This window comes from Rhodococcus sp. AQ5-07 (genome assembly GCF_009707305.1).
GTDB classification, from domain to species: domain Bacteria; phylum Actinomycetota; class Actinomycetes; order Mycobacteriales; family Mycobacteriaceae; genus Rhodococcus_F; species Rhodococcus_F erythropolis.
In genome coordinates, this window is record NZ_CP046099.1 from 400,359 (window position 1) to 420,007 (window position 19,649).

Here is a 19,649-nt window from a genome sequence, read left to right on the forward strand (position 1 = left end):
ATGTCCGCGAACCCAGGGGAGCGTGAGCCGGTACGCCCCGAGATCGCGCTCTCCTGGAAGCGTTCTCGACTGAGTGGCCTCGATCCGTCGTCGGCAATCGCCGTGGACACCGAGGAGCAAGACGGCGAGTCTCGTCTGCTCCGGGCCGCCGCGCCCGTGCTCGACGAGGTGTCGCAACAGATCGCGGGCACCGGTTTCTGTGTGCTGCTTGCTGATCGAGAATGTCGCGTGGTCGCTTCGGTGTACTCCGACAGCCGCGTCGAGCGGACGATCGAGCGGTTGGGCGTCGTCAACGGTTCACGCTTCGGTGAAGAGCACGCCGGTACCAATGCACTCGGTACGCCGCTCGAGGTAGGTCGAAGTGTGGTGATCCACGGGGACGAGCATTTCCTCGACAGCCTCAAGGGATTGAGCTGCTACGGCCAGCCGATCCTGCATCCCGTCACACGTCGCGTCGAGGGTATTCTCGACATGACCGGCGTTGTCTCGCAGGCCAACCCGCTGTTCGCGCCCTTCCTTGCGCGTGCTGCGGCGGATATCGAGAAACGACTGCTCGAAGGCTCCAAAGCGTCGGAGCAGCGGCTGGTCGACGCATTCCAGCGAGTTTCACATCAGCGCCACATTGCCGTCGCGGCCATCGGTGACGACATCCTGCTGAGCAACCGAACGGCCTTGGATCTGCTCGACACCGCCGACCACGTATCACTCCGGTCCTTGATCGCCGATCTCAATCCTGATCAATCGAGGCTTGTGACAGTCGAATTGGCGTCCGGTGCGCTGGCGCGAGTTCAAGCCGACCGGATTTCCGGGGCCGACGGCGGCGCACTCTTCCTGGTCGAACCACTCCAGCGGGAACGGGCACCCATCCGCAGAACCCACGAGCGGGCACCATCTCCGGGGGAGCGACTGCGCCGAGACCTCATGCGAGCGCGGGCCTCGTCGTCCGCAGTTGCCATCTCGGGTGAAGCAGGTTCCGGTCGAACTTCGGCAGCATCGGACGTGGTCGGGAGCGTCGACGCCAGTTGGCACGATGCCACGCGGATCGCGTTCGACGGCCGTGAGCAGTGGATCACCGATCTTGTGCGAGCAGCCCGTAAGCGTTCGGGCGTGGTCGTGATCGAACAGGTGCAGCTCCTTCCCGGTTCGGTGTTGCCGCTGGTCGCAGACCTGATTGACGCCAGCGCCGAGGGGCCGAAGATCGTACTGACCAGCGGGGCGGCAGTTGATCTTCCGCCGACCATCGCGGCGCTGCTTTCACGATGCGCCTCCAGGGTTGTCATCACCCCTCTGCGCGAGCGACAGGCTGAGATCGCCGAGTTGGCTCAGGCGATGTTGGAGGGGATCTCGCCCGAGTTGAGGTTGACTGCCAGCGCTGCCGAAGCGCTCGCTGCGGCCAGTTGGCCGGGCAACCTGGCCGAATTGCGCGTCGTGTTGAATCGGGCCTCAGGTGAACGCTCGAGCAATCGCATCGACGTCGTCGATCTGCCCGAGGACTATCGCACCACGACCAAGGTGTCGCGGTTGGCAGGGCGGGAGAAGGCCGAGCGCCAGGCGATCATCGGAGCGTTGAAAGACTGCGGCGGCAACAAGGTTCACGCGTCGGCGCAACTCGGAATCAGCCGAAGCACTCTCTACACACGGATGCGGGCGCTCGACATCACTGTGTAGTTTGCTGTCCGAATTGAGTTGTACAAAGTTCGGACAGTTAGCACCCCCGGAAGCGCGGAAGTATGGCGTGCATCACATTCGCACCTCACTACTTCAGGGGAGTTTCCGATGACGGCAGTAGCCGAACACACCATCAGTTCCGCGGTACAGGGTTTCCTGAACGGACCGAAGAAGCTCTACATCGGCGGCGAATTCGTCGACGCCGCTTCGGGTCAGACCTTCGCGACGTACAACCCGGCTGACGGACAGAAGCTCGCAGACGTGGCACACGGCCAGGCCGAAGACATCGACCGCGCGGTGCGCGCCGCCCGAACGGCTTTCGAGGACGGCCCCTGGTCTCGGATGAAGGCAAACGAGCGCGAGCGGATGATCTGGCGCGTCGGAGACATTCTCAGTGCTCGTGCCGAGGAATTCGGTCAGCTCGAAGCTCTCGACAACGGCAAGTCCGTTGCCATCGCCACCGCCGTCGACGTGGCTTGGGCTGCAGACGTTTTCCGCTACTACGCGGGTTGGGCCACCAAGATCGAAGGCAGCACCGTCAACGTGTCGATGCCCTTCTCTCCGGGCGGCGAGTTCCACGCCTACACCCTGCGTGAGGCAATCGGCGTCTGTGGACTGATCGTGCCGTGGAACTTCCCGCTGCTGATGTCGTCGTGGAAGCTCGCCCCCGCGCTCGCCGCCGGCAACACGGTGATCCTCAAGCCCGCTGAGCAGACCCCGCTCACCGCACTGCTTCTCGCGGAGGTCTTCGAAGAAGCAGGCTTCCCGCCCGGCGTCGTCAACATCGTTCCCGGCTTCGGCGATGCAGGTGCTGCACTGTCCGGCCACGACGACGTGGACAAGGTCGCGTTCACCGGTTCCACCGAGGTGGGTAAGAAGATCGTCGACGCCGCCAAAGGCAACCTGAAGAAGGTTACGCTCGAGCTCGGTGGCAAGAGCCCCAACATCGTATTCGCCGACGCAGATTTCGATTCCGCGGTGGAGGGTTCACTCAACGCCTGGCTGTTCAACCACGGTCAGTGCTGCGTTGCGGGTACCCGTCTGTACGTCGAGGACACCATCTTCGAGAAGTTCACCGAGGCCGTCGCGCACGCAGCGAGCCAGGTCAAGATCGGACCCGGCCTCGATCCCACCACCCAGCTCGGACCGCTGGTCTCGCAGGAGCAGTTCGACAAGGTCACCGGTTACCTCCGAGAGGGAATCGCCGACGGCGCACGTGCACTCACCGGCGGTAACCGCTGGGGCGATCAGGGCTACTTCGTCGAGCCGACTGTCTTCGTCGACGTCAAGCCCGAATTCTCCATCGTTCAGGAGGAGATCTTCGGACCCGTCGTGGCAGCGCTGCCGTTCAACGCGGACGACGGACCCATCACTGCCGCAAACGATTCCATCTACGGACTTGCCGCCGGCATCTGGACCCGTGACATTTCCAAGGCCCACCGCACGGCCAAGCGCCTCAAGGCTGGCTCGGTGTGGATCAACCAGTACAACGGCTTCGACACCGCAATGCCTTTCGGCGGATACAAGCAGTCCGGTTGGGGCCGCGAGCTCGGCGCTTCGGCTATCGATCTCTACACCCAGACCAAGGCCGTCAACATCGCCCTCTGACCGACCCCCATCGCTCATTCTCTCGTCCGACAATCAAGGAGATCACCAGTGAAGACCAAAGCTGCTGTACTGCTCGAGCCCGGAAAGCCTTTCGAGATCATGGAACTCGACCTCGACGGCCCCGGGGTGGGTGAGGTATTGATCAAGTACACCGCTGCCGGACTGTGCCATTCGGATCTGCATCTGACCGACGGTGATCTCCCGCCGCGTTACCCGATTGTCGGCGGACACGAAGGCTCGGGCATCATCGAAGAGGTCGGACCCGGCGTCACGAAGGTCAAGCCGGGCGACCACGTCGTGTGTAGCTTCATCCCCAACTGCGGCACCTGTCGCTACTGCTCGACCGGTCGCCAGAACCTTTGTGACATGGGTGCCACCATCCTCGAAGGTTCGATGACGGACGGTTCCTTCCGTTTCCACGGCAACGGAATGGATTTCGGCGGAATGTGCATGCTCGGAACATTCTCCGAGCGCGCCACCATTTCTCAGCACTCGGTGGTCAAGATCGACGATTGGCTTCCCTTGGAGACAGCGGTGGTCGTCGGCTGCGGCGTGCCTTCGGGTTGGGGAACGGCAGTAAATGCCGGTAACCTTCGCGCCGGTGACACCGCGGTGATCTACGGCATCGGGGGTCTCGGCATCAACGCCGTCCAGGGCGCCGTTTCGGCCGGCTGCAAGTATGTCGTGGTGGTCGACCCGGTTGCTCTCAAGCGTGAGACCGCACTGAAGTTCGGTGCAACCCATGCCTTTGCAGACGCCGAGAGCGCTGCTGCCAAGGTCAACGAGCTGACGTGGGGACAGGGCGCCGACGCGGCGCTCATCCTTGTCGGCACCGTCGACGAGGACGTGGTCAGTGCAGCGACAGCAGTGATCGGCAAGGGCGGCACCGTGGTGATCACGGGTCTCGCCGATCCCGCCAAGCTGACCGTGCACGTGTCGGGAACCGATCTGACGCTGAACCAGAAGACGATCAAGGGCACATTGTTCGGATCAATGAACCCGCAGTACGACATCGTGCGTTTGCTTCGTCTCTACGATGCGGGTCAGCTCAAGCTCGACGAACTGATCACCAACACCTACAGCCTCGAAGACGTCAACCAGGGCTACCAGGATCTGCGTGATGGCAAGAACATCCGTGGCGTGATCATTCACGACAAGTAGGACAACTGCTGTGCGCCTTTATTAACCGCGGGCGGTTAATAAAGGCGCACAGCACTATTTCTTGGCTTTCGACAAAATCTGCATCAACTGAAGTAGTGCCGAGAACTTCGCGAATACCGAGCGCGAGACCACCGGACCGAAAGCCGCGGTGTCGGTTGCATCGAACGCGTCGAGCAGCTCGCGGAAGCTTTCGACCTGTTTGACCATCGCGTCGAGATCGACGTGTGTGGCGGCGTCGGCATCACGCAGAGCTAGTAGGTACTGCGGCGCCGTCACCAAGGCGACTGCCGGGATCTTCCGCTCGAACAGTGGTTCACCCTCGCCGAAATGAATGACCGCTCCTGGCGCCACGATTCGGCGATCGCCTGCCCCGATGTCGCGCCACAGCGGTGCAACGATGTCGTGTACTTCTCGGCTCGTCGCGTAGAGCAGTTCCGGTTCCGGAGTGGTCACCAACGCATAGCTGCCGGTCGAGGTGTCCTCGGTATCACCCAGCGCGCCGAGGTGTTCGATCGCGATCCCGGCTACTGCGCGCGCCTGACCGGCTTCGCCCTTCCATATCTCGGGGTGCGCTTCGAGCCAGGTGGAGGTTGCCTGTCCGTGCTTGGACACCGCTGGAATTCGCAGGTGGCCAGTCGTCAGCACAAAAACGTACGACCGTCGATGCGGCTGCGCGACGGCGTGCCGCGCCAAGGCCAACATTCCCAGATGCCCGTTCTCCTCGACGCCGTTGGTTCCGTCGCTGTGAGTGATGAGCAGAATCGTCTCTTCCGGTGATGTCCCCGGGGATACCGCCCACACCGTGTCGGTCCGGGTGTCCGGATGCAGAGTTGCATCCAGAACCAGAGTCGCCCGCTGACCGGAACGAGCTGCAGCGACAACCTTCCTGCCCTCGTCGCCGGCCACCCAGACGGCGGGGATGTCGTGGTACGGCTGCGTGAACGGAAGATATTGTCCCAGTGCGTTGTCCGGAGCGATGTCACGCCACACCGCGATCACGCCGAGCACTCCGGCCTTGCGGGCCTTGTCGAGTTTCGGGCCAAGAAGGGTTGCGGAGAGAACCGGATTTCGAAGAGTCTCGTCGGTGGCGATCGGACCCCACTCGCTGACCAGGAGCTTGCGGGGAAGATCGACGTGCGGGACCTCGATCACCGCGATCGCGCCCTTGGCCAAGGACCACTTGGGGCGTCGCGCGCTGACGTAGACCAGGGGAGCGGAGATTCCCTGAGGCCCGGTCAATCCCGAGTAGGGGAATGCGGACGAAACATTGATCGGTCCCGTCGGCAATTCGATGCGAAGCCCCTCAGATGTGTCCGGTAGATCCCAGCGTTCGAAAGTGTGTGAATCACGCCGGACTTCGAGGCCCAGTTCGGTCAGTTCGTTCGCGACTTCTTCCACCACAGCGTGGTGTGAAGGTGATCCTGTCAATCGTGGCCCCAGCGCGTCGAGTCGCTGTTGGCCGGCAAGGAGGAGATCGCGATCGACGGCCTGGCCGTGATTCATGGGATTGCCTTTCGTACTACGCGACGTCTGCTCTGGTGAGGCGCCTGCCCGTGTCGTGTCCACGGTACCGAGCGGTCTGAAAAGGAGACGGAGAGCGCGCCGGATATGCCGTTTTCGCAGATATACCAGGTGCCAACGAGCCGGTCGGTCCGTACCGTATGACCTTGGCACCGAAAGACTCCGTGTTCTTCGGACAGACCAGTCCACGGCGAGAGAGGCCTACGTTGGCTACGTATCTTTACAGGTTGGGGAAGTTCGCTTTCCGCCACAAGTATCTTGTGGTGGCCGCGTGGATTATCGTGATCGCGGTGGTGGGGGGCGCTATCAGCGCCACAAATCCGACGTTCTCCAAAGAATTCAACCTTCCGGGCACCGATTCACAGCGTGCGACCGAGTTGATGAGCGAGAACTTTGCAGCTGCAGCGGAGCAGCAAACTCAGGCGTCGACCAGTATTCTCATCGCGGCAGACGACGGGCTTGCCGCGCACAGCGATCAGATCGATCAGTTGATCGCGCAGGCGAAGACGTTGCCGGACATCGTCGATCCCGAGAAGATCGTCAATCCGGTCACTCTCGCGGAGGGCAATCCAGCGGTGGCGTCGGCCGTTCTCGGCGACAACGGCAAGGTCGGGCTGATCCAGCTCAATCAGTCGATTCGCATCGAGGATCAGACGCAGGCCAACAAGACCGCGTTCCTCGACTTGATGGCAAAGTTCCGCACCGGCGGCTTGCAAGTCGAAGGAACCGGCTCGATGATGCAGGTGCAGGCCGCGGGCGGTCTGTCGGAGATGCTCGGCTTCGCGGTGGCGTTCATCGTGATGATCGTGGCGTTCGGTGCACTCATCGCGGCGTTCATCCCGTTGTTCACTGCAATTCTGGGAATTGCGCTGGCCACTCTGACTGTCACCCTCGGCTCGGGCTTCTTCGACATCAACGAAGGCGTCACGGGAATCGTCACGATGATCGGCATCGCAGTCTCGATCGACTACGCGTTGTTCATCGTGTCGCGCTACCGCAGTGAGCTCAACCTGGGCGGAACCAGGGAAGCCGCCGCCGGACGCGCAGTAGGTACTGCCGGTTCGTCTGTCGTATTCGCGGGCCTGACAGTGGTGGTCGCGCTGGCGGCCCTGGCGGTGGTCGGGGTTCCTATGATCACGCAGATGGGAATCTCGGCAGCGGTTGCCGTCATTATCGCTGTGCTCGGCGCAATCACATTGATCCCAGCGGTTCTGGGTATCTTCGGCCGATTCGCGTTCTCGCCTCGTATCCCCGGGCTGCGCCACGGTGACGAGCCCGAGACGATGGAATCCAACGGACATCGCTGGGCCAAGGTAGTCACCAAGTACCCGTGGCCGATCGCGGGTGCTGCTCTGGTCCTCCTGGTGATCGCGGCTATTCCGATGACGAAGCTCGAACTCGGACTCTCGTTCACTCAAGACGAAGAGCGACCGGCACTGGCCCTCCTGCAACGAGGATTCGGTGAAGGCGTAAACGGCGAATTGTTCGTCGTGCTCGACGCGCCCGACGGTACCGACATCACTGCGATTGCCGAAGGCACTGTCGCGCACATCAAGGGCCTCGACAACGTCGCAACGCCGGATCAGTTGATGTGGGTCGGAAACGGACCGGACGCGGCAAACCCGATGGCGGGCGCAAACTCTGCGCTCATCGCGGTCACCCCGCAGATGTCTCCGAGCGGCCCCGAAACCCACGAGCTGATGAATCAGATCCGGGACTACGGATCGACGGTGAAGTCGGAAGGCGCAGAACTCGGTGTAGCGGGTCAAACCGCGATCGTTGCAGACATGTCGTCGAAGCTCAGTTCCGCGCTCATCCCGTATCTCATCGTGGTTGTGGGGCTGGCGTTCATCATCATGATGGTCGTCTTCCGCTCGATCTTGGTGCCGCTGACCGCAACTCTCGGATTCCTGTTTTCCGTCTGTGCGACCTTCGGCGCCACGGTGGCCATTTTCCAGTTGGGCGACTTCGGGCTGATCGAGCACACACAACCCATCATCTCGTTCCTGCCGATCTTCATGATCGGTGTGGTCTTCGGGTTGGCGATGGACTATCAAGTGTTCCTCGTGACGCGAATGCGCGAGGAATACGTGCACGGATTGTCGGCCAAGGACGCCATCATCTCCGGCTACACCCATGGTGCTCGCGTGGTCGCGTCGGCGGCCATCATCATGATCTCCGTGTTCGGCGCATTCATGCTGTCCTCGGAGACGACAAGCAAGATGATGGGCTTCGGTCTCGCGGCGGCAGTCTTCTTCGACGCCTTCATCATCCGCATGATCGTGATCCCTGCGGTCATGTCGATTCTCGGTGATTCGGCGTGGAAGTTGCCGGCGTGGCTCGACAAGATCCTGCCGAACGTCGACATCGAGGGTGAAGCGATTCGGCGGATTCCGATCGAGCAGGATCCGGATTCCGATCCAGACCCGAATCAGGTGCCTGTGAGGGTGTAAGCACTCAGGTCGTCAGGACGGGGTGCCGGTTGCACAGCAACTGGCACCCCGTTCTTCTGTCTTCATGCGGCGCTCGCGCGATAGGAAACCATCCGGTTGGTAACAGAAATCGCTGTGATCGCGACAGGACTTCCAGAGGCGACGCGCATCGGGAGCGAGCCGTGACAGTGACTGCGAGGGTACGTGTCGAAGGAGCAAACCGATTCGAAGCGGGCCGAGAAGTGGACCTTCGCGCTGACGGTCGTCTCCCTGATGGCCGGTGGGACAGTGGTTGCCGGGCTGGTGGATCGGTGGAGCAGCTCGCCGTCCGGCGACATCTCGGTAGCTGCGTCATCTTCGATCACCATGACGTCCACACCGAACGAGATTCGGGCGGAGGATGTGCCTGAATTCTCGTACGTCACGCCGAGCGCGGTGTACCCGACAACGATTCCGGGTTGTGCGAGTGTCGAAGCGCCAGAGGAGGAGACGTTCTTCTCCTACATTCTGGACGGTTCTGACACGTACGACGATCCGCGTTTTCCGTGGTTCTCGAGCGCCAAGGCAGCCGCGATGTCCGACGCGGTCAAACAGGCGCTCCCGAAAGATGTCGAGCTGAAGTTCGCCAGCCCGGGTAATTCGCTGCAGTTCGGGCCGATCTCTGCACCTTCGAACACAGATGGGCTGCCCGAGGGATTCTCGCTCGAGGAGTTGGCGTCCACCACTGCGTCCGGGACGCTGATTCGGGACGGGAAGATCGGCGCGCTCAGCCTGATGCTGCACTCGAGTTCTGATCCGATCCCATCGTGTGTTGCGGGGTCGCTCGTCGAACGTCGGGTGCTGGCCGACCAGTCTGTGGTGGATCTGCAGGATACGTGGAGCGAAACCAATGGTGTACGCACCCTTAATCGGTCGGCAATGTTGTACGGAGTCGACGGGACCCGTATTCAGGCGTATCTCAACGACACGAACAACGACGGAGGTCCGGACGCCGAGAGTTCCGGCGTGGTGCCACTGACGCTCGACGAACTTGTAACCCTTGTCGAAATGCCACAGCTGCGAATCACCACGCCAGTTCCCCCGGGTACGGCACCGCTTTCGCCCGGGTGCCACGGGATCCCTCGAGACTCTAGCGACGTGGCCGAACTCGATCGCGCGACGATCGAACGTCTCAACGCCGTACTCGAGATCAGATGGCGTGCTGTACCTCCGGGTTTTCCGATTCTTGATGCCGGACCGGGCGCTCTGACGGTCGCGGAGAATGACAGGTCCACCGCATGTCAGAGATTTCTCACTCGGACGGGAGAGAACGAGTCGACGCTCAACATGACAATTACCGGCGGACAACCACTCCCCGCGGAGCCCAACAAATACGACCCCTCCTACTACGGGCACCCCTTGGAGTTCGTGACGCGACCGGATGGATCCGTGATCGAGCGAGACGAACGGGATTACTCGACCGTACCCATGACAAATGACGGCTCGAAAGCAGAATCGACGCAGGAAACGAGCAGGTCGGTGGTCGTCACCCGTCCGAATGGGACCCAAGTCTCGGTTTCGTCGTCGGCTGCGATCCCGAACGTGCCGATGACGTTCGAGCAGTTGGAGTTTCTCGCGACGACCGAAGGCTTGGAGATTCGATGACCACCAGATTCTCCCCGAAATCGCGCCTTCGGATCGCGGCCGCCGCAGCCGTAGTCACCGTCACTGCCGCCATCGCCACGGTGGTCACGTCGACGAGTTCCGAACCGACAGCGATCTCGTCGCCGCTATGGAGCGTCGAGGCCTCCGAGATTCTCGGGCGCGAGTTCGCGATATTTCGGAGCCCACTTGTCGGCACCGAATTCAACATGGACATGGGCGGATTCATCGACGCCGGATCACTCGTGGTCACGATGATCGGTATGCCGGATCGTCAGGCGTATTCGTTGGACGACGCAGAATTGGTCGGATTGGACGCCGAAGATGGCACAGTTCGTTGGCGCACGTCGGCGGTCGACATCGGTGGTTGCTCCGAGACTCTGCTCGGCAGTTCGGTGCTGTGTTTCTCCGGGCCGTACGTATCCGGTGGTTCGTACTCACTTTTCGATATCGAGACAGGAGAGCGTCGAGACATCAAGACGCCGTGGGCACCGATCATCGCGGTTGTCTCGGGTGACACGGTCCTCGCGCTCGAGGGTGATATCGAGAGCAACGACGTTCGCGTGCACAGCGGAACCGTCGACGATCCGGAAGCGAACTGGTCCAAAGCGTTCGACGTCGGTGGATCGTGGGAAGCCGGTTACGTCGATCCGGTGCTGTCGGTGCACGGCGATCTGGGTGTGATCGCACTCGACGAGTCTCTGGGATTCGAGCTGAAGACGGGCGAACAGCGGTGGGTACACGGTTACTCCACCTGTTCGACCGCGCATACATCGTCGGACGGCGTGACATTGGTGTCGGATGGCGGTTGCGAAGGCGATGGCCGTCCGACAAGTGAGTACGCGCTCGATCAGAACGGGCGCGAGTTCGCCAGGACGGACGAACTGCCCTCGGAGTCCTCGTACTACGGCGGGCGATACAGCCGAGATGATCCCGCGGGAAGATCGACTCCGATCATTCTGGGACACAGCGGTTTCGACCGGACTTCCGGCGAGAAATTGTGGTCCAACAGTGAACTCTTCGACACCGCACAGTCGTTGGCGGTGATCGGCAACGTGGTTGCCGTGACACGTTCCGGTCCCGAACCCGAGGTCCAGTTCGTGGACCTCTTCACCGGTGAGGTCCTGTGGCGATCGAACGCTGAGCGCGCCGGGGCGGTTGTCTGGCACGGCGATGTCGTTATCGACGAGGGAAACGTCTACGGAACGGATGTCCTTACGGGCCAACGTAGTTGGGAGGTTCGGGTGGATCAGGACGGGGACGACGAGTTCACCCCCTGGGCGATGCCGCGGGAGCTGTGGGCGGGGGACAAGGTGCTGTTGCGTTCCAGTGAAGACCGCATCACGGCGTTGAAGGTGTCGTGAAATCCGGTGTGGTGCATGTCCGTTAATACACTCGGATAAGCGCTCGGTACTCGGCGGTCAGCGGCCCGCACGGTCATCGATGAGCGGGTTTCGGTGTACCTCGTGGAGGACGCGGCGGACTTTTGTGCGCATCAGCAACGAGGGGTCTCTGCTGCACTGTCACTTCGCACCTGGTGAATAGCGAGGCTGGATTGGCTACTGGTTGACCGGCATGATTCGTCCTTGCGATTTGCCGAACAAGCGTCTGAACTCAAAACGCTCCTGCTCGAAATTGTATGCACGGTATATCGGCCATGCCAAGGCGTGGACAACTGTGTCCAGCCGGATCAGGAACTTGAAGCGCCAATTCATGACGTTGTGGAGTCGAAGGACCGATTCAGAAGCGCGGTTGTACTTCGAGTATTCGCGCGGAGGTGTTTCTCCCCGCCTCCCCGATGTTTCGACGCGCATGGAGTCGCACTGTCCGATTGTCAACCCGATCTTCTGGAGACATATCGAGAGATCCATGTCTTCGTGAATGTCAGTGCGCTCGCTCAAATTCTTCCGCACTTCTAGCCACGCTGATCTTTTCACGGCCATGTTCGCTCCGGTAGCAGCTAGCACTCGGCGATCATGATTGAACTTTCCACGTCGAATTTGTCGGTCAAGTACGAACCGGTGGACGCGCGAGAAAGGGGATTCGAAGAGGTATGTGACGCCCGCAACGGCGCAGTGGGTGGAGTTGGGGCCGAGGAATTCGCAAATCGCGGCCGCCCATCCGGTCTGGACCCGGGTGTCGGCGTCGATTCGGCCGACCAGTTCACAAGAAGACGCGTCAAAACCCGCATTTCGGGCATGCACAACACCTTGGCGTGACTCGAAGATATATCGAACTTTTTCGTGTGACCCTGCGTAGCGTTCTATTATCGAGGCGGTTCGGTCGGTGGAGTTGTTGTCGACTATCAAGATTTCGTCGATTGTGTCACCTTGCGCGAGCAGACGGTCAATGCAGTCCGCGATTCCTGCCTCTTCGTTAAACACAGGTACAATGACCGACAATTTATTTCGGTGAGGATTCTCAGTCGATTGCTTTGGGGACGTCACAATCGTTCCTGAGGTTTACGGTTCGGGTGAATCTTCACAAAATAACGGTATCAATCAATTTTTCACCTTCAAAATCGTGGCACTCGGGTAGGTACGCCATGCCGAAACGGCCGCATGGCTACTGGTGTACGATTTGTTCTTTTTGTTGAGATTCTTGTTTGTAAAATTGCAGGTAGCGGGATATCTGATCGATAAGAGGGCTGTGGCGGCGCCGGCTGTCGGTCGATGTGTGGGCCGTCGTTCGAGTGCCAGAACTTATGCCGTATCTCACGCATTCCATACCGTGGTGGATGACTTGATGAGACGGACTGCCCGACTGTTTGGCCTCGGCGTAGGTTTACTGCGAGATTCAGATCGAACTATGCCGAACGGCCTTCCCGTGCGGATCGACTTCCCCGAGCGATGGAACGTCTTCGCCCCCGTGTACTCGGCGCATGAGCTCGTCGTCGAGTTGCCAACCGCCGTCGGTAAGGTATTCAAGATTCCACTGATCAATGGCGCAATGCGACGGGTGATCGTCGAAGAGGTTGTCGACCTCGCCCTCGCGGCCGAATTGTCGTCGATGGTGACCGGGCATCGGTATACCTCGACCAGTTGTCGGCGAACGATCGTGTGGATCAGCTACGAGACCGTATTCTGCACTATCACTTCGAATCTGCGGTGATTATCGAAATCGATGGGCTACTGGTGAACCGGCATGATTCGACCCTGCGATCTGCCAAACAAGCGCCTGAACTCCAGGCGCTCCTGCTCGAAGTTGTAGAGGCGGTAAACGGGCCACACGAGCGCGTGGAGCATCGAGTCGCCCCAGATTGTCAGTTTGAGGCGCCAATTCATGATGTTGTGAAGGTGCAAAACCGATTCGGATGCCTGGTTGTACTTCAGGTACTCCAACGGAGGGGTTTCACCGCGTCGACCGGACGTTTCTGCTCGCATGTCGGCGATCTGACCGATCGTCATCCCTTCCTTCCGAAGGCACAGTGAAAGGTCGATATCTTCGTGGATGTCCGGCCGGTCGCTGACTCGCTCGCGGACGGCCAGCCATGCGCTTTTTCTGATCGCCATGTTTGCTCCGGCGACAGCAAGTACTTGACGTTCGCAATCGAACTTTCCCTGCTTGACCTGACGGTCCAGTGCGAAACGGTGGATTCGGGCAAACGGCGATTCGAAGAGATAGGTGAGTCCGGCGACCGCTGAATGCGCAGTGCTGCGCTGGAAGAAACCTTTGACCGCACGGGCCCATCCCGGTTGGACCCGCGTGTCTGCGTCGATCCGACCGATGATGTTGCCGGTCGAGGCGTCGAAGCCGGCGTTCCGCGCATGAACGACGCCTTGCCGGGCCTCGAAGACATATCTCACTCGGTCGTGCTTCTCGGCGAACTTGTGAATGATCGATGCGGTGCTGTCCGTCGAGTTGTTGTCGACGACCAGAATCTCGTCGATTTCGGACTGGATCAGTAAGCGCTCGATGCAGTTCGAAAGGGAGTTTTCTTCGTTGAATACTGGAACAACCACGGAGAGTCGATTAGTGGACAAGTGTTCAATTTCTTGCATGGACTCGGTCACTTGGCTCCTTTGCTGGGCAATTAGTCCAGTCCTTCGCAAAGGTTACGATAGCAATGGGTGTCCGTTTCGGCAATTTGGAGTGGTGAGATTTCGGTCATTTTTGCAAATGCCCACTCCGTCGAGGAGTCGACATAAGTGCAGCTAGATGCGCGTTTCTGTGTTCGGAAGAATGGTTTCCGCAATGTTTGATTCTTTGCTCACTCGAGTCTGTTTGTCGGCTGAACAGTGGACTTTAGTCCTTCTATTTTCGGCAAACATAATGCTGGCAGTTCGCTGATCTTCGGATCTGAACAATGGCAACCGCGTAGCAATATTGAGATAGTGGAGGATGCTTTCCCTGGTGCCGAGTTAGCCCAGCGCACGTGGAATATCTGTGAATTCACCAGTCCTTAGTCGGCAAGCTCGCCACTCCCTGCAAATATTTGCGTTCGGGCGTGCTGGTCTGAGTATTCCGGTCAAGTACGTCCCCGCGAACCTTCAGCACCGATTCCGACGCGCAGCCGGTGGGCACCATCTCCTCAACGGGGCACGGCGCCCTCGGCTTCGGGTGCCGGAACAGTTTTCCCGGTGATCGGATCGACTTCCTCGAGCGGTGGAACGTCTTCTCCGTCGAGCACTCGGCGCATGCGCTCCTTGTCGAGCTGCCCCTCCCAATTCGCGACCACGAAGGTCGCGACACAATTCCCGAGCAGGTTCACCGAGACTCGCATCGAGTCCATGATTCGATCGGCGCCCAGTAGGAGGGCGACTGCGGCAACCGGAATTGCGCCGTGACCGATTGCGGCCACGGTGGCGGACAGTGCCAGGAATGACGATCCCGGCACGCCGGCCATTCCCTTCGACGTGAGCATCAGTACCAGGACGGCAGTGATCTGTTCACCGAGTGTCAGGTCCACGCCGAGTGCCTGAGCCAGAAACAGCATGCAGATCGACAGGTACAGCGTCGCGCCGTCGAGATTGAACGAGTAGCCGGTAGGCACCACCAATCCTGTTGTAGTGCGCGAGCATCCGGCGTTGGTGAGCTTGACCATGATTCGGGGCAGAACTACTTCGGTCGACGCCGTTCCCAACGCGAGGAAGAGTTCGTCCTTGATGTACTTGACGAACTTCCACAGATTCACGCCCGCGAAGTACCTGACTATCGCCGCCAGGATGAGGATGAACAGGACGGCCGCGAGATAGCATGCGGCGATCAGCTTTCCGTAACTTCCGAGCGAAGCGATCCCGTACTGGCCGACGATGTACGCCATCGCGCCCAAAGCGCCCAACGGCGCCAGTCTCATGATCCAGCCGATGATCGTGAAGAACAGATGGCTCAGACGATCGACGAGTTCGAACACGATTGGTGGTCCACTCTCGCCTGCCTTGGCCAAGGCGAGCCCGAACAGTACGGCGAAGAAGAGGACTTGGAGGAGTGCGTTCTCGGCGAAGGCCGAAACTATCGACACCGGAATGATATTGAGCAGGAATTCCACGGTGTGGGGAAGCTCGCCGCTTCCAGTCTTGGCGGCCACGGCGTCCGCACCGTTCGCCAGCGTCTCCGGATCGATGTTGAATCCCGCACCCGGCTTCATCAGATTTCCGATGAGCAGCCCGAACAACAGGGCGAAGGTGGTCACCACCTCGAAGTAGATGAGTGCTTTGACGCCGATACGCCCCACGGCCTTCAGATCCCCGACGTGAGCTATCCCGATCACGACGGTGCAGAAGATGATCGGCGCGATCAGCATTTTGATCAGCTTGATGAAGCCGTCGGCGAGGGGCTTGAGATTCGCGCCGAATTCCGGCCACAACCAGCCGATGAGAACGCCGATGACGATAGCGGCGATCAATTGCACGAACAGTGATCGGTACCAGGGCGGCTTGTTGGCGAGTCGCGCGAGCTCGCTGTTCGGCAGTTTTACGGAAGTTGGCATGGATGGGAACGGTAGGTCTGCTTGATTGCGAAAAAATAACTCGCGAATGTCGTGGATGTAACGCGTCGAGGTTGCATCTCGGACAACAATTCGGTCAACAAGCGACAGTTGTGTGTGACTGTGGTTATTGTTTCCCTGAGCGGTGATCTTCCGTCCGCGTGCATGCACGACGTGTGAGAGGGGCTGTCATGGGGCAAATTATCGGAACCATCATTTTCGGCGCAGTCATCGGAATCCTGGCTCGTCTCGTACTGCCAGGTAAGCAGCAGTACGGCATGATCATCACCGTCGTCCTCGGTGTCGCCGGAGCGCTTATCGGGTACTGGGTCTGGGGAGCGATCTCGGACAAGGGCGACACGGGTGGAATCGACTGGATCCGCTGGATCATCAGCATCGCCGCGGCGGCCGTGCTCTCGATCGGCTACAGCGCCGTCACGGGCAAGAAATAGCAAGCCAACGCGATTCGCGAAGTGCGCCCTCCCGAAGTTCGGGAGGGCGCACTTTTGGTTTGCCCTAGTTGTCCGACCCCAGTTGTGAGCGAACGGCACTCTCGTCGCCTCAGATGCGCCGAAAGGCGCGTTCGCTCAGGGGAGGGTCGCTGTAAATTCAGAGCGCCCGTCGCTGAAGATGAAGCGCCTCGAGGAACTGCGCCGGCAGATCCTGCTCGAGGATTTCGTCGTCGGGATGCGGTAGCGCTTTGATTTTCGCGAACTCGTCGTTGAGGCGTTCCATCTTGACGTCGAGGCGGTGTGCCGCGGCAGCAGCCTCGGTGAGTTCGTCGAGGAGCTCGACGGGAACCTCGCGGTTGTACTTGTAATAGATCTTGTGCTCGAGGCTCGCCCAGAAATCCATCGCGATGGTGCGGATCTGGAGTTCGATCGGTACGTGCCGGACGCGGTCGCTCATGAAAACCGGGACCTCGACGATCAGGTGCAAGCTCTTGTAGCCGTTGGGTTTCGGATCGGCGATGTAGTCCTCTCGCTCGATCACCCGAAGGTCCGTCTGACTGGTGAGCATCTCGGCGATCCGGTACGTGTCGGAAATGAAGCTGCAGGTGATGCGCACGCCGGCGATGTCGAAGATGTTCTTCGCGATGTCGTCGATCGTGAGCGGGATGTTCAGTCGTTGAGCCTTACGCAGGATGCTGTCCGGCGACTTGACCCGTGACGTCACGTGTTCGATGGGGCTGTACTGATTGATGTGAGTGAACTCGTCCTTGAGGATGTTCACCTTGGTCATCAGTTCGGAGATTCCGAATTGGTACAACATCATGAAGCGGGAGAACTCGGTCCGCAGTTCGGCGAAATCGGCTCTGCTGACCCCACTGCTGTCTTCCACGTTCGGCACCCTCATCTGTTAGCTGGTGTAACCAGTCTGCCACCGATTGTGCCGTGTCCGGTTTCAGTGGGTGCGCAGTGCGGCGAGCGTCATATCCCGCAGGACGCGACGTGCGCGTGCCGGCGAAGCTGGGTTGGCGCTGTGAGGGGTCGAGTTGATCAGTCCGAAAGTGGCATGCGCTTTGATGCGGGCATCCGCCTGGTCGAGCTGGGGATCGAGTTGCTCGAGGACTCCGACCCACACCTCGACGTACTTGCGCTGCGTTTGGCGCACCTGTCGACGGGCGTCGGCCGGCAGGCTTTCGAGGTCGCGGTCCTGGATGCGGATCAGGTCCGGCTCGCCGAGCGCGAAGTCGAGGTGGAACTCCACTAGTGCGTCGAGAGCGGCGCTCGGTGAGTCCGCTGCCTCCGCTGCCGCAGAACCGCCTTCGTGCAGGCGCGTGCTGATGCCGACGAGAAGTTCCACGAGGACGGCATCCTTGTTGGGGAAATGCCGGTACACGGCCGGGCCGCTGATACCGACGGCCGCGCCGAGGTCTTCGAGTCGCACACTCACGAATCCGCGTTCGGCGATCAACCGTGCGGCGGCATCCAAGAGCTGACGACGACGGTCGGCCTTCATCTGATCGCGTCGCGTCGGAGCTGCTACCTGCTCAGAGGTCATTCTCTCGATCTTTCTTCGCTTGTGTTCTGGACAACTCAGTTAATCATAGTTAATCTAGTTTCAGTTATCGAGCATTAACTCATGGCGAAGGCGGCGGGATGACTCCCAGTGGAATCACGCAAGGATCGGGCTACCGGTCCGATCACACCGTTCTGGTGGACGAACTGAAGAAGAAACTGGCGCAAGCAGCGCTGGGTGGCAACGAGCGTTCTCGCGAGCGCCACGTGAGCAGAGGGAAACTGCTGCCGCGAGATCGCGTCGACTCGCTGCTCGACCAGGGCAGCCCGTTCCTCGAGTTGTCGCCGCTGGCGGCCAACGGCCTGTACGACGACGAGTGCCCCGGCGCCGGCGTCATCACCGGTATCGGCCGTGTGTCGGGCCGGGAGTGCGTCATCGTTGCCAATGACGCAACGGTCAAGGGCGGCACGTACTACCCGATGACGGTGAAGAAGCACCTGCGCGCGCAGGAAGTTGCGCTGCAGAACAACCTTCCATGCATCTACCTCGTCGACTCCGGCGGCGCCTTCCTGCCGCGCCAGGACGAGGTCTTCCCGGACCGTGAGCACTTCGGCCGGATCTTCTACAACCAGGCGACCATGAGCGCCAAGGGGATTCCCCAGATCGCCGCAGTTCTCGGTTCGTGCACCGCGGGCGGCGCTTACGTGCCCGCGATGAGCGACGAAGCAGTGATCGTCCGCAACCAGGGCACCATCTTCCTCGGCGGCCCGCCGCTGGTGAAGGCAGCCACCGGTGAGATCGTGACGGCAGAAGAGCTCGGCGGCGGCGACCTGCACTCCAAGGTTTCCGGCGTCACCGACCACCTGGCCGAGGACGACCGCGACGCACTTCGTATCGTGCGCAACATCATTGCCACGCTCGGCCCCCGCTCCGAGCGCCCGTGGGACGTCATCTCCACGGTTCCGCCCGTCGCCGATCAGAGCGAGCTGTACGACGTCGTCCCGACCGATCCCCGTACTCCGTACGACGTGCACGAGGTGATCACCAAGCTCGTCGACGGTGGCGCGTTCCAGGAGTTCAAGGCTGAATACGGCAAGACGCTCGTCACCGGTTTCGCGCACATCGAGGGCCACCCGGTCGGCATCATCGCCAACAACGGCGTGCTCTTCGGTGAATCCGCCATGAAGGGAGCACATTTCATCGAACTGTGCGACAAGCGCAGTGTGCCGCTGCTGTTCCTGCAGAACATCGCGGGCTTCATGGTGGGACGCGACTACGAGGCCGGCGGTATCGCCAAGCACGGCGCCAAGATGGTCACGGCAGTCGCGTGTGCACGGGTCCCCAAGCTGACAGTCGTCATCGGCGGCTCGTACGGCGCCGGCAACTACTCCATGTGTGGACGCGCGTATTCACCTCGCTTCCTGTGGATGTGGCCGAACGCGCGCATCTCGGTCATGGGCGGCGAGCAGGCAGCTTCGGTGCTCTCGACGGTTCGTAGCGAGCAGCTCGACAGTGCGGGCAATCCGTGGTCGGCCGAGGACGAAGAGTCGTTCAAGGCGCCGATCCGTGAGCAGTACGAGGCTCAGGGCAATCCGTACTACTCCACTGCGCGGCTGTGGGATGACGGTGTCATCGATCCCGCCGATACCAGAACTGTTCTCGGCCTGGCCCTTTCGGTGTGCGCAAACGCACCGATCGAGCCGGTCTCCTACGGCGTCTTCCGGATGTGA

Annotated in this window: 15 protein-coding genes; 9 read left to right on the plus strand and 6 right to left on the minus strand. The window is 60.6% G+C overall.

Annotated features, from left to right (window positions below):
- The 3 genes from GJB56_RS02020 to GJB56_RS02030 all read left to right on the plus strand — a co-directional run bounded on the left by GJB56_RS02020 (position 1) and on the right by GJB56_RS02030 (position 4,437).
- Positions 1-1,668, plus strand: a complete 1,668-nt coding sequence (locus GJB56_RS02020) for a sigma-54-dependent Fis family transcriptional regulator (protein ID WP_030535447.1) — start codon at positions 1-3, stop codon at positions 1,666-1,668.
- Between the two features lie 108 nt (positions 1,669-1,776).
- A complete protein-coding gene (locus GJB56_RS02025) occupies positions 1,777-3,276 on the plus strand; it encodes an aldehyde dehydrogenase family protein (RefSeq protein ID WP_019744236.1) in 1,500 nt (499 codons plus the stop codon).
- Between the two features lie 48 nt (positions 3,277-3,324).
- Positions 3,325-4,437, plus strand: coding sequence for an NDMA-dependent alcohol dehydrogenase (locus GJB56_RS02030; protein WP_019744235.1), 1,113 nt, complete (start codon positions 3,325-3,327; stop codon positions 4,435-4,437).
- 54 nt (positions 4,438-4,491) lie between these two features.
- Here GJB56_RS02030 and GJB56_RS02035 read toward each other — a convergent pair whose 3' ends face one another.
- Positions 4,492-5,940 carry a hypothetical protein gene (locus GJB56_RS02035; RefSeq protein ID WP_113682402.1) on the minus strand — a complete coding sequence of 483 codons (1,449 nt, stop codon included), beginning with the start codon at positions 5,938-5,940 and terminating at the stop codon, positions 4,492-4,494.
- A gap of 224 nt (positions 5,941-6,164) precedes the next feature.
- On the opposite strand from GJB56_RS02035, the gene GJB56_RS02040 reads away from it, so the two are divergent.
- From GJB56_RS02040 to GJB56_RS02050, 3 genes are all read left to right on the plus strand, one after another.
- A complete protein-coding gene (locus GJB56_RS02040; RefSeq protein WP_113682403.1) occupies positions 6,165-8,411 on the plus strand; it encodes an MMPL family transporter in 2,247 nt (748 codons plus the stop codon).
- A gap of 183 nt (positions 8,412-8,594) precedes the next feature.
- The gene (locus GJB56_RS02045; protein ID WP_113682404.1) at positions 8,595-10,034 is read left to right on the plus strand and encodes a hypothetical protein; all 1,440 of its coding nucleotides are present in this window, start codon (positions 8,595-8,597) and stop codon (positions 10,032-10,034) included.
- Positions 10,031-11,395 carry an outer membrane protein assembly factor BamB family protein gene (locus tag GJB56_RS02050; protein ID WP_113682405.1) on the plus strand — a complete coding sequence of 455 codons (1,365 nt, stop codon included), beginning with the start codon at positions 10,031-10,033 and terminating at the stop codon, positions 11,393-11,395. Before GJB56_RS02045 ends, GJB56_RS02050 begins: the two co-directional genes overlap by 4 nt.
- Positions 11,396-11,590: 195 nt before the next feature.
- Here GJB56_RS02050 and GJB56_RS02055 read toward each other — a convergent pair whose 3' ends face one another.
- Positions 11,591-12,478: a glycosyltransferase gene (locus GJB56_RS02055; RefSeq protein ID WP_113682406.1), complete on the minus strand. Its 888-nt coding sequence runs from the start codon at positions 12,476-12,478 to the stop codon at positions 11,591-11,593.
- 361 nt (positions 12,479-12,839) lie between these two features.
- Between GJB56_RS02055 and GJB56_RS02060 the strand changes: the two genes are divergently transcribed.
- Positions 12,840-13,142 (plus strand): hypothetical protein, encoded by a 303-nt coding sequence (locus GJB56_RS02060; protein WP_054186885.1) that lies wholly within the window; start codon positions 12,840-12,842, stop codon positions 13,140-13,142.
- Between the two features lie 17 nt (positions 13,143-13,159).
- Here the strand turns inward: GJB56_RS02060 and GJB56_RS02065 are convergent, their stop codons facing one another.
- Positions 13,160-13,993 carry a glycosyltransferase gene (locus GJB56_RS02065; RefSeq protein WP_230091115.1) on the minus strand — a complete coding sequence of 278 codons (834 nt, stop codon included), beginning with the start codon at positions 13,991-13,993 and terminating at the stop codon, positions 13,160-13,162.
- A 569-nt stretch (positions 13,994-14,562) separates the two neighbouring features.
- Positions 14,563-15,960 carry a C4-dicarboxylate transporter DctA gene (dctA, locus tag GJB56_RS02070; protein ID WP_113682407.1) on the minus strand — a complete coding sequence of 466 codons (1,398 nt, stop codon included), beginning with the start codon at positions 15,958-15,960 and terminating at the stop codon, positions 14,563-14,565.
- A gap of 188 nt (positions 15,961-16,148) precedes the next feature.
- On the opposite strand from dctA, the gene GJB56_RS02075 reads away from it, so the two are divergent.
- Entirely contained in the window at positions 16,149-16,409 is a 261-nt protein-coding gene (locus tag GJB56_RS02075; protein ID WP_021334317.1) for a GlsB/YeaQ/YmgE family stress response membrane protein, read from the plus strand.
- Positions 16,410-16,566: 157 nt separating this feature from the next.
- Here the strand turns inward: GJB56_RS02075 and GJB56_RS02080 are convergent, their stop codons facing one another.
- Positions 16,567-17,313, minus strand: coding sequence for a GTP pyrophosphokinase (locus GJB56_RS02080; RefSeq protein ID WP_029254901.1), 747 nt, complete (start codon positions 17,311-17,313; stop codon positions 16,567-16,569).
- A 48-nt stretch (positions 17,314-17,361) separates the two neighbouring features.
- A complete protein-coding gene (locus GJB56_RS02085; RefSeq protein WP_003941968.1) occupies positions 17,362-17,961 on the minus strand; it encodes an SACE_7040 family transcriptional regulator in 600 nt (199 codons plus the stop codon).
- A 98-nt stretch (positions 17,962-18,059) separates the two neighbouring features.
- Here GJB56_RS02085 and GJB56_RS02090 point away from each other — a divergent pair, with 98 nt between their 5' ends.
- Complete coding sequence (locus GJB56_RS02090) at positions 18,060-19,649, plus strand: carboxyl transferase domain-containing protein (protein ID WP_021334316.1); 1,590 nt, start codon at positions 18,060-18,062, stop codon at positions 19,647-19,649.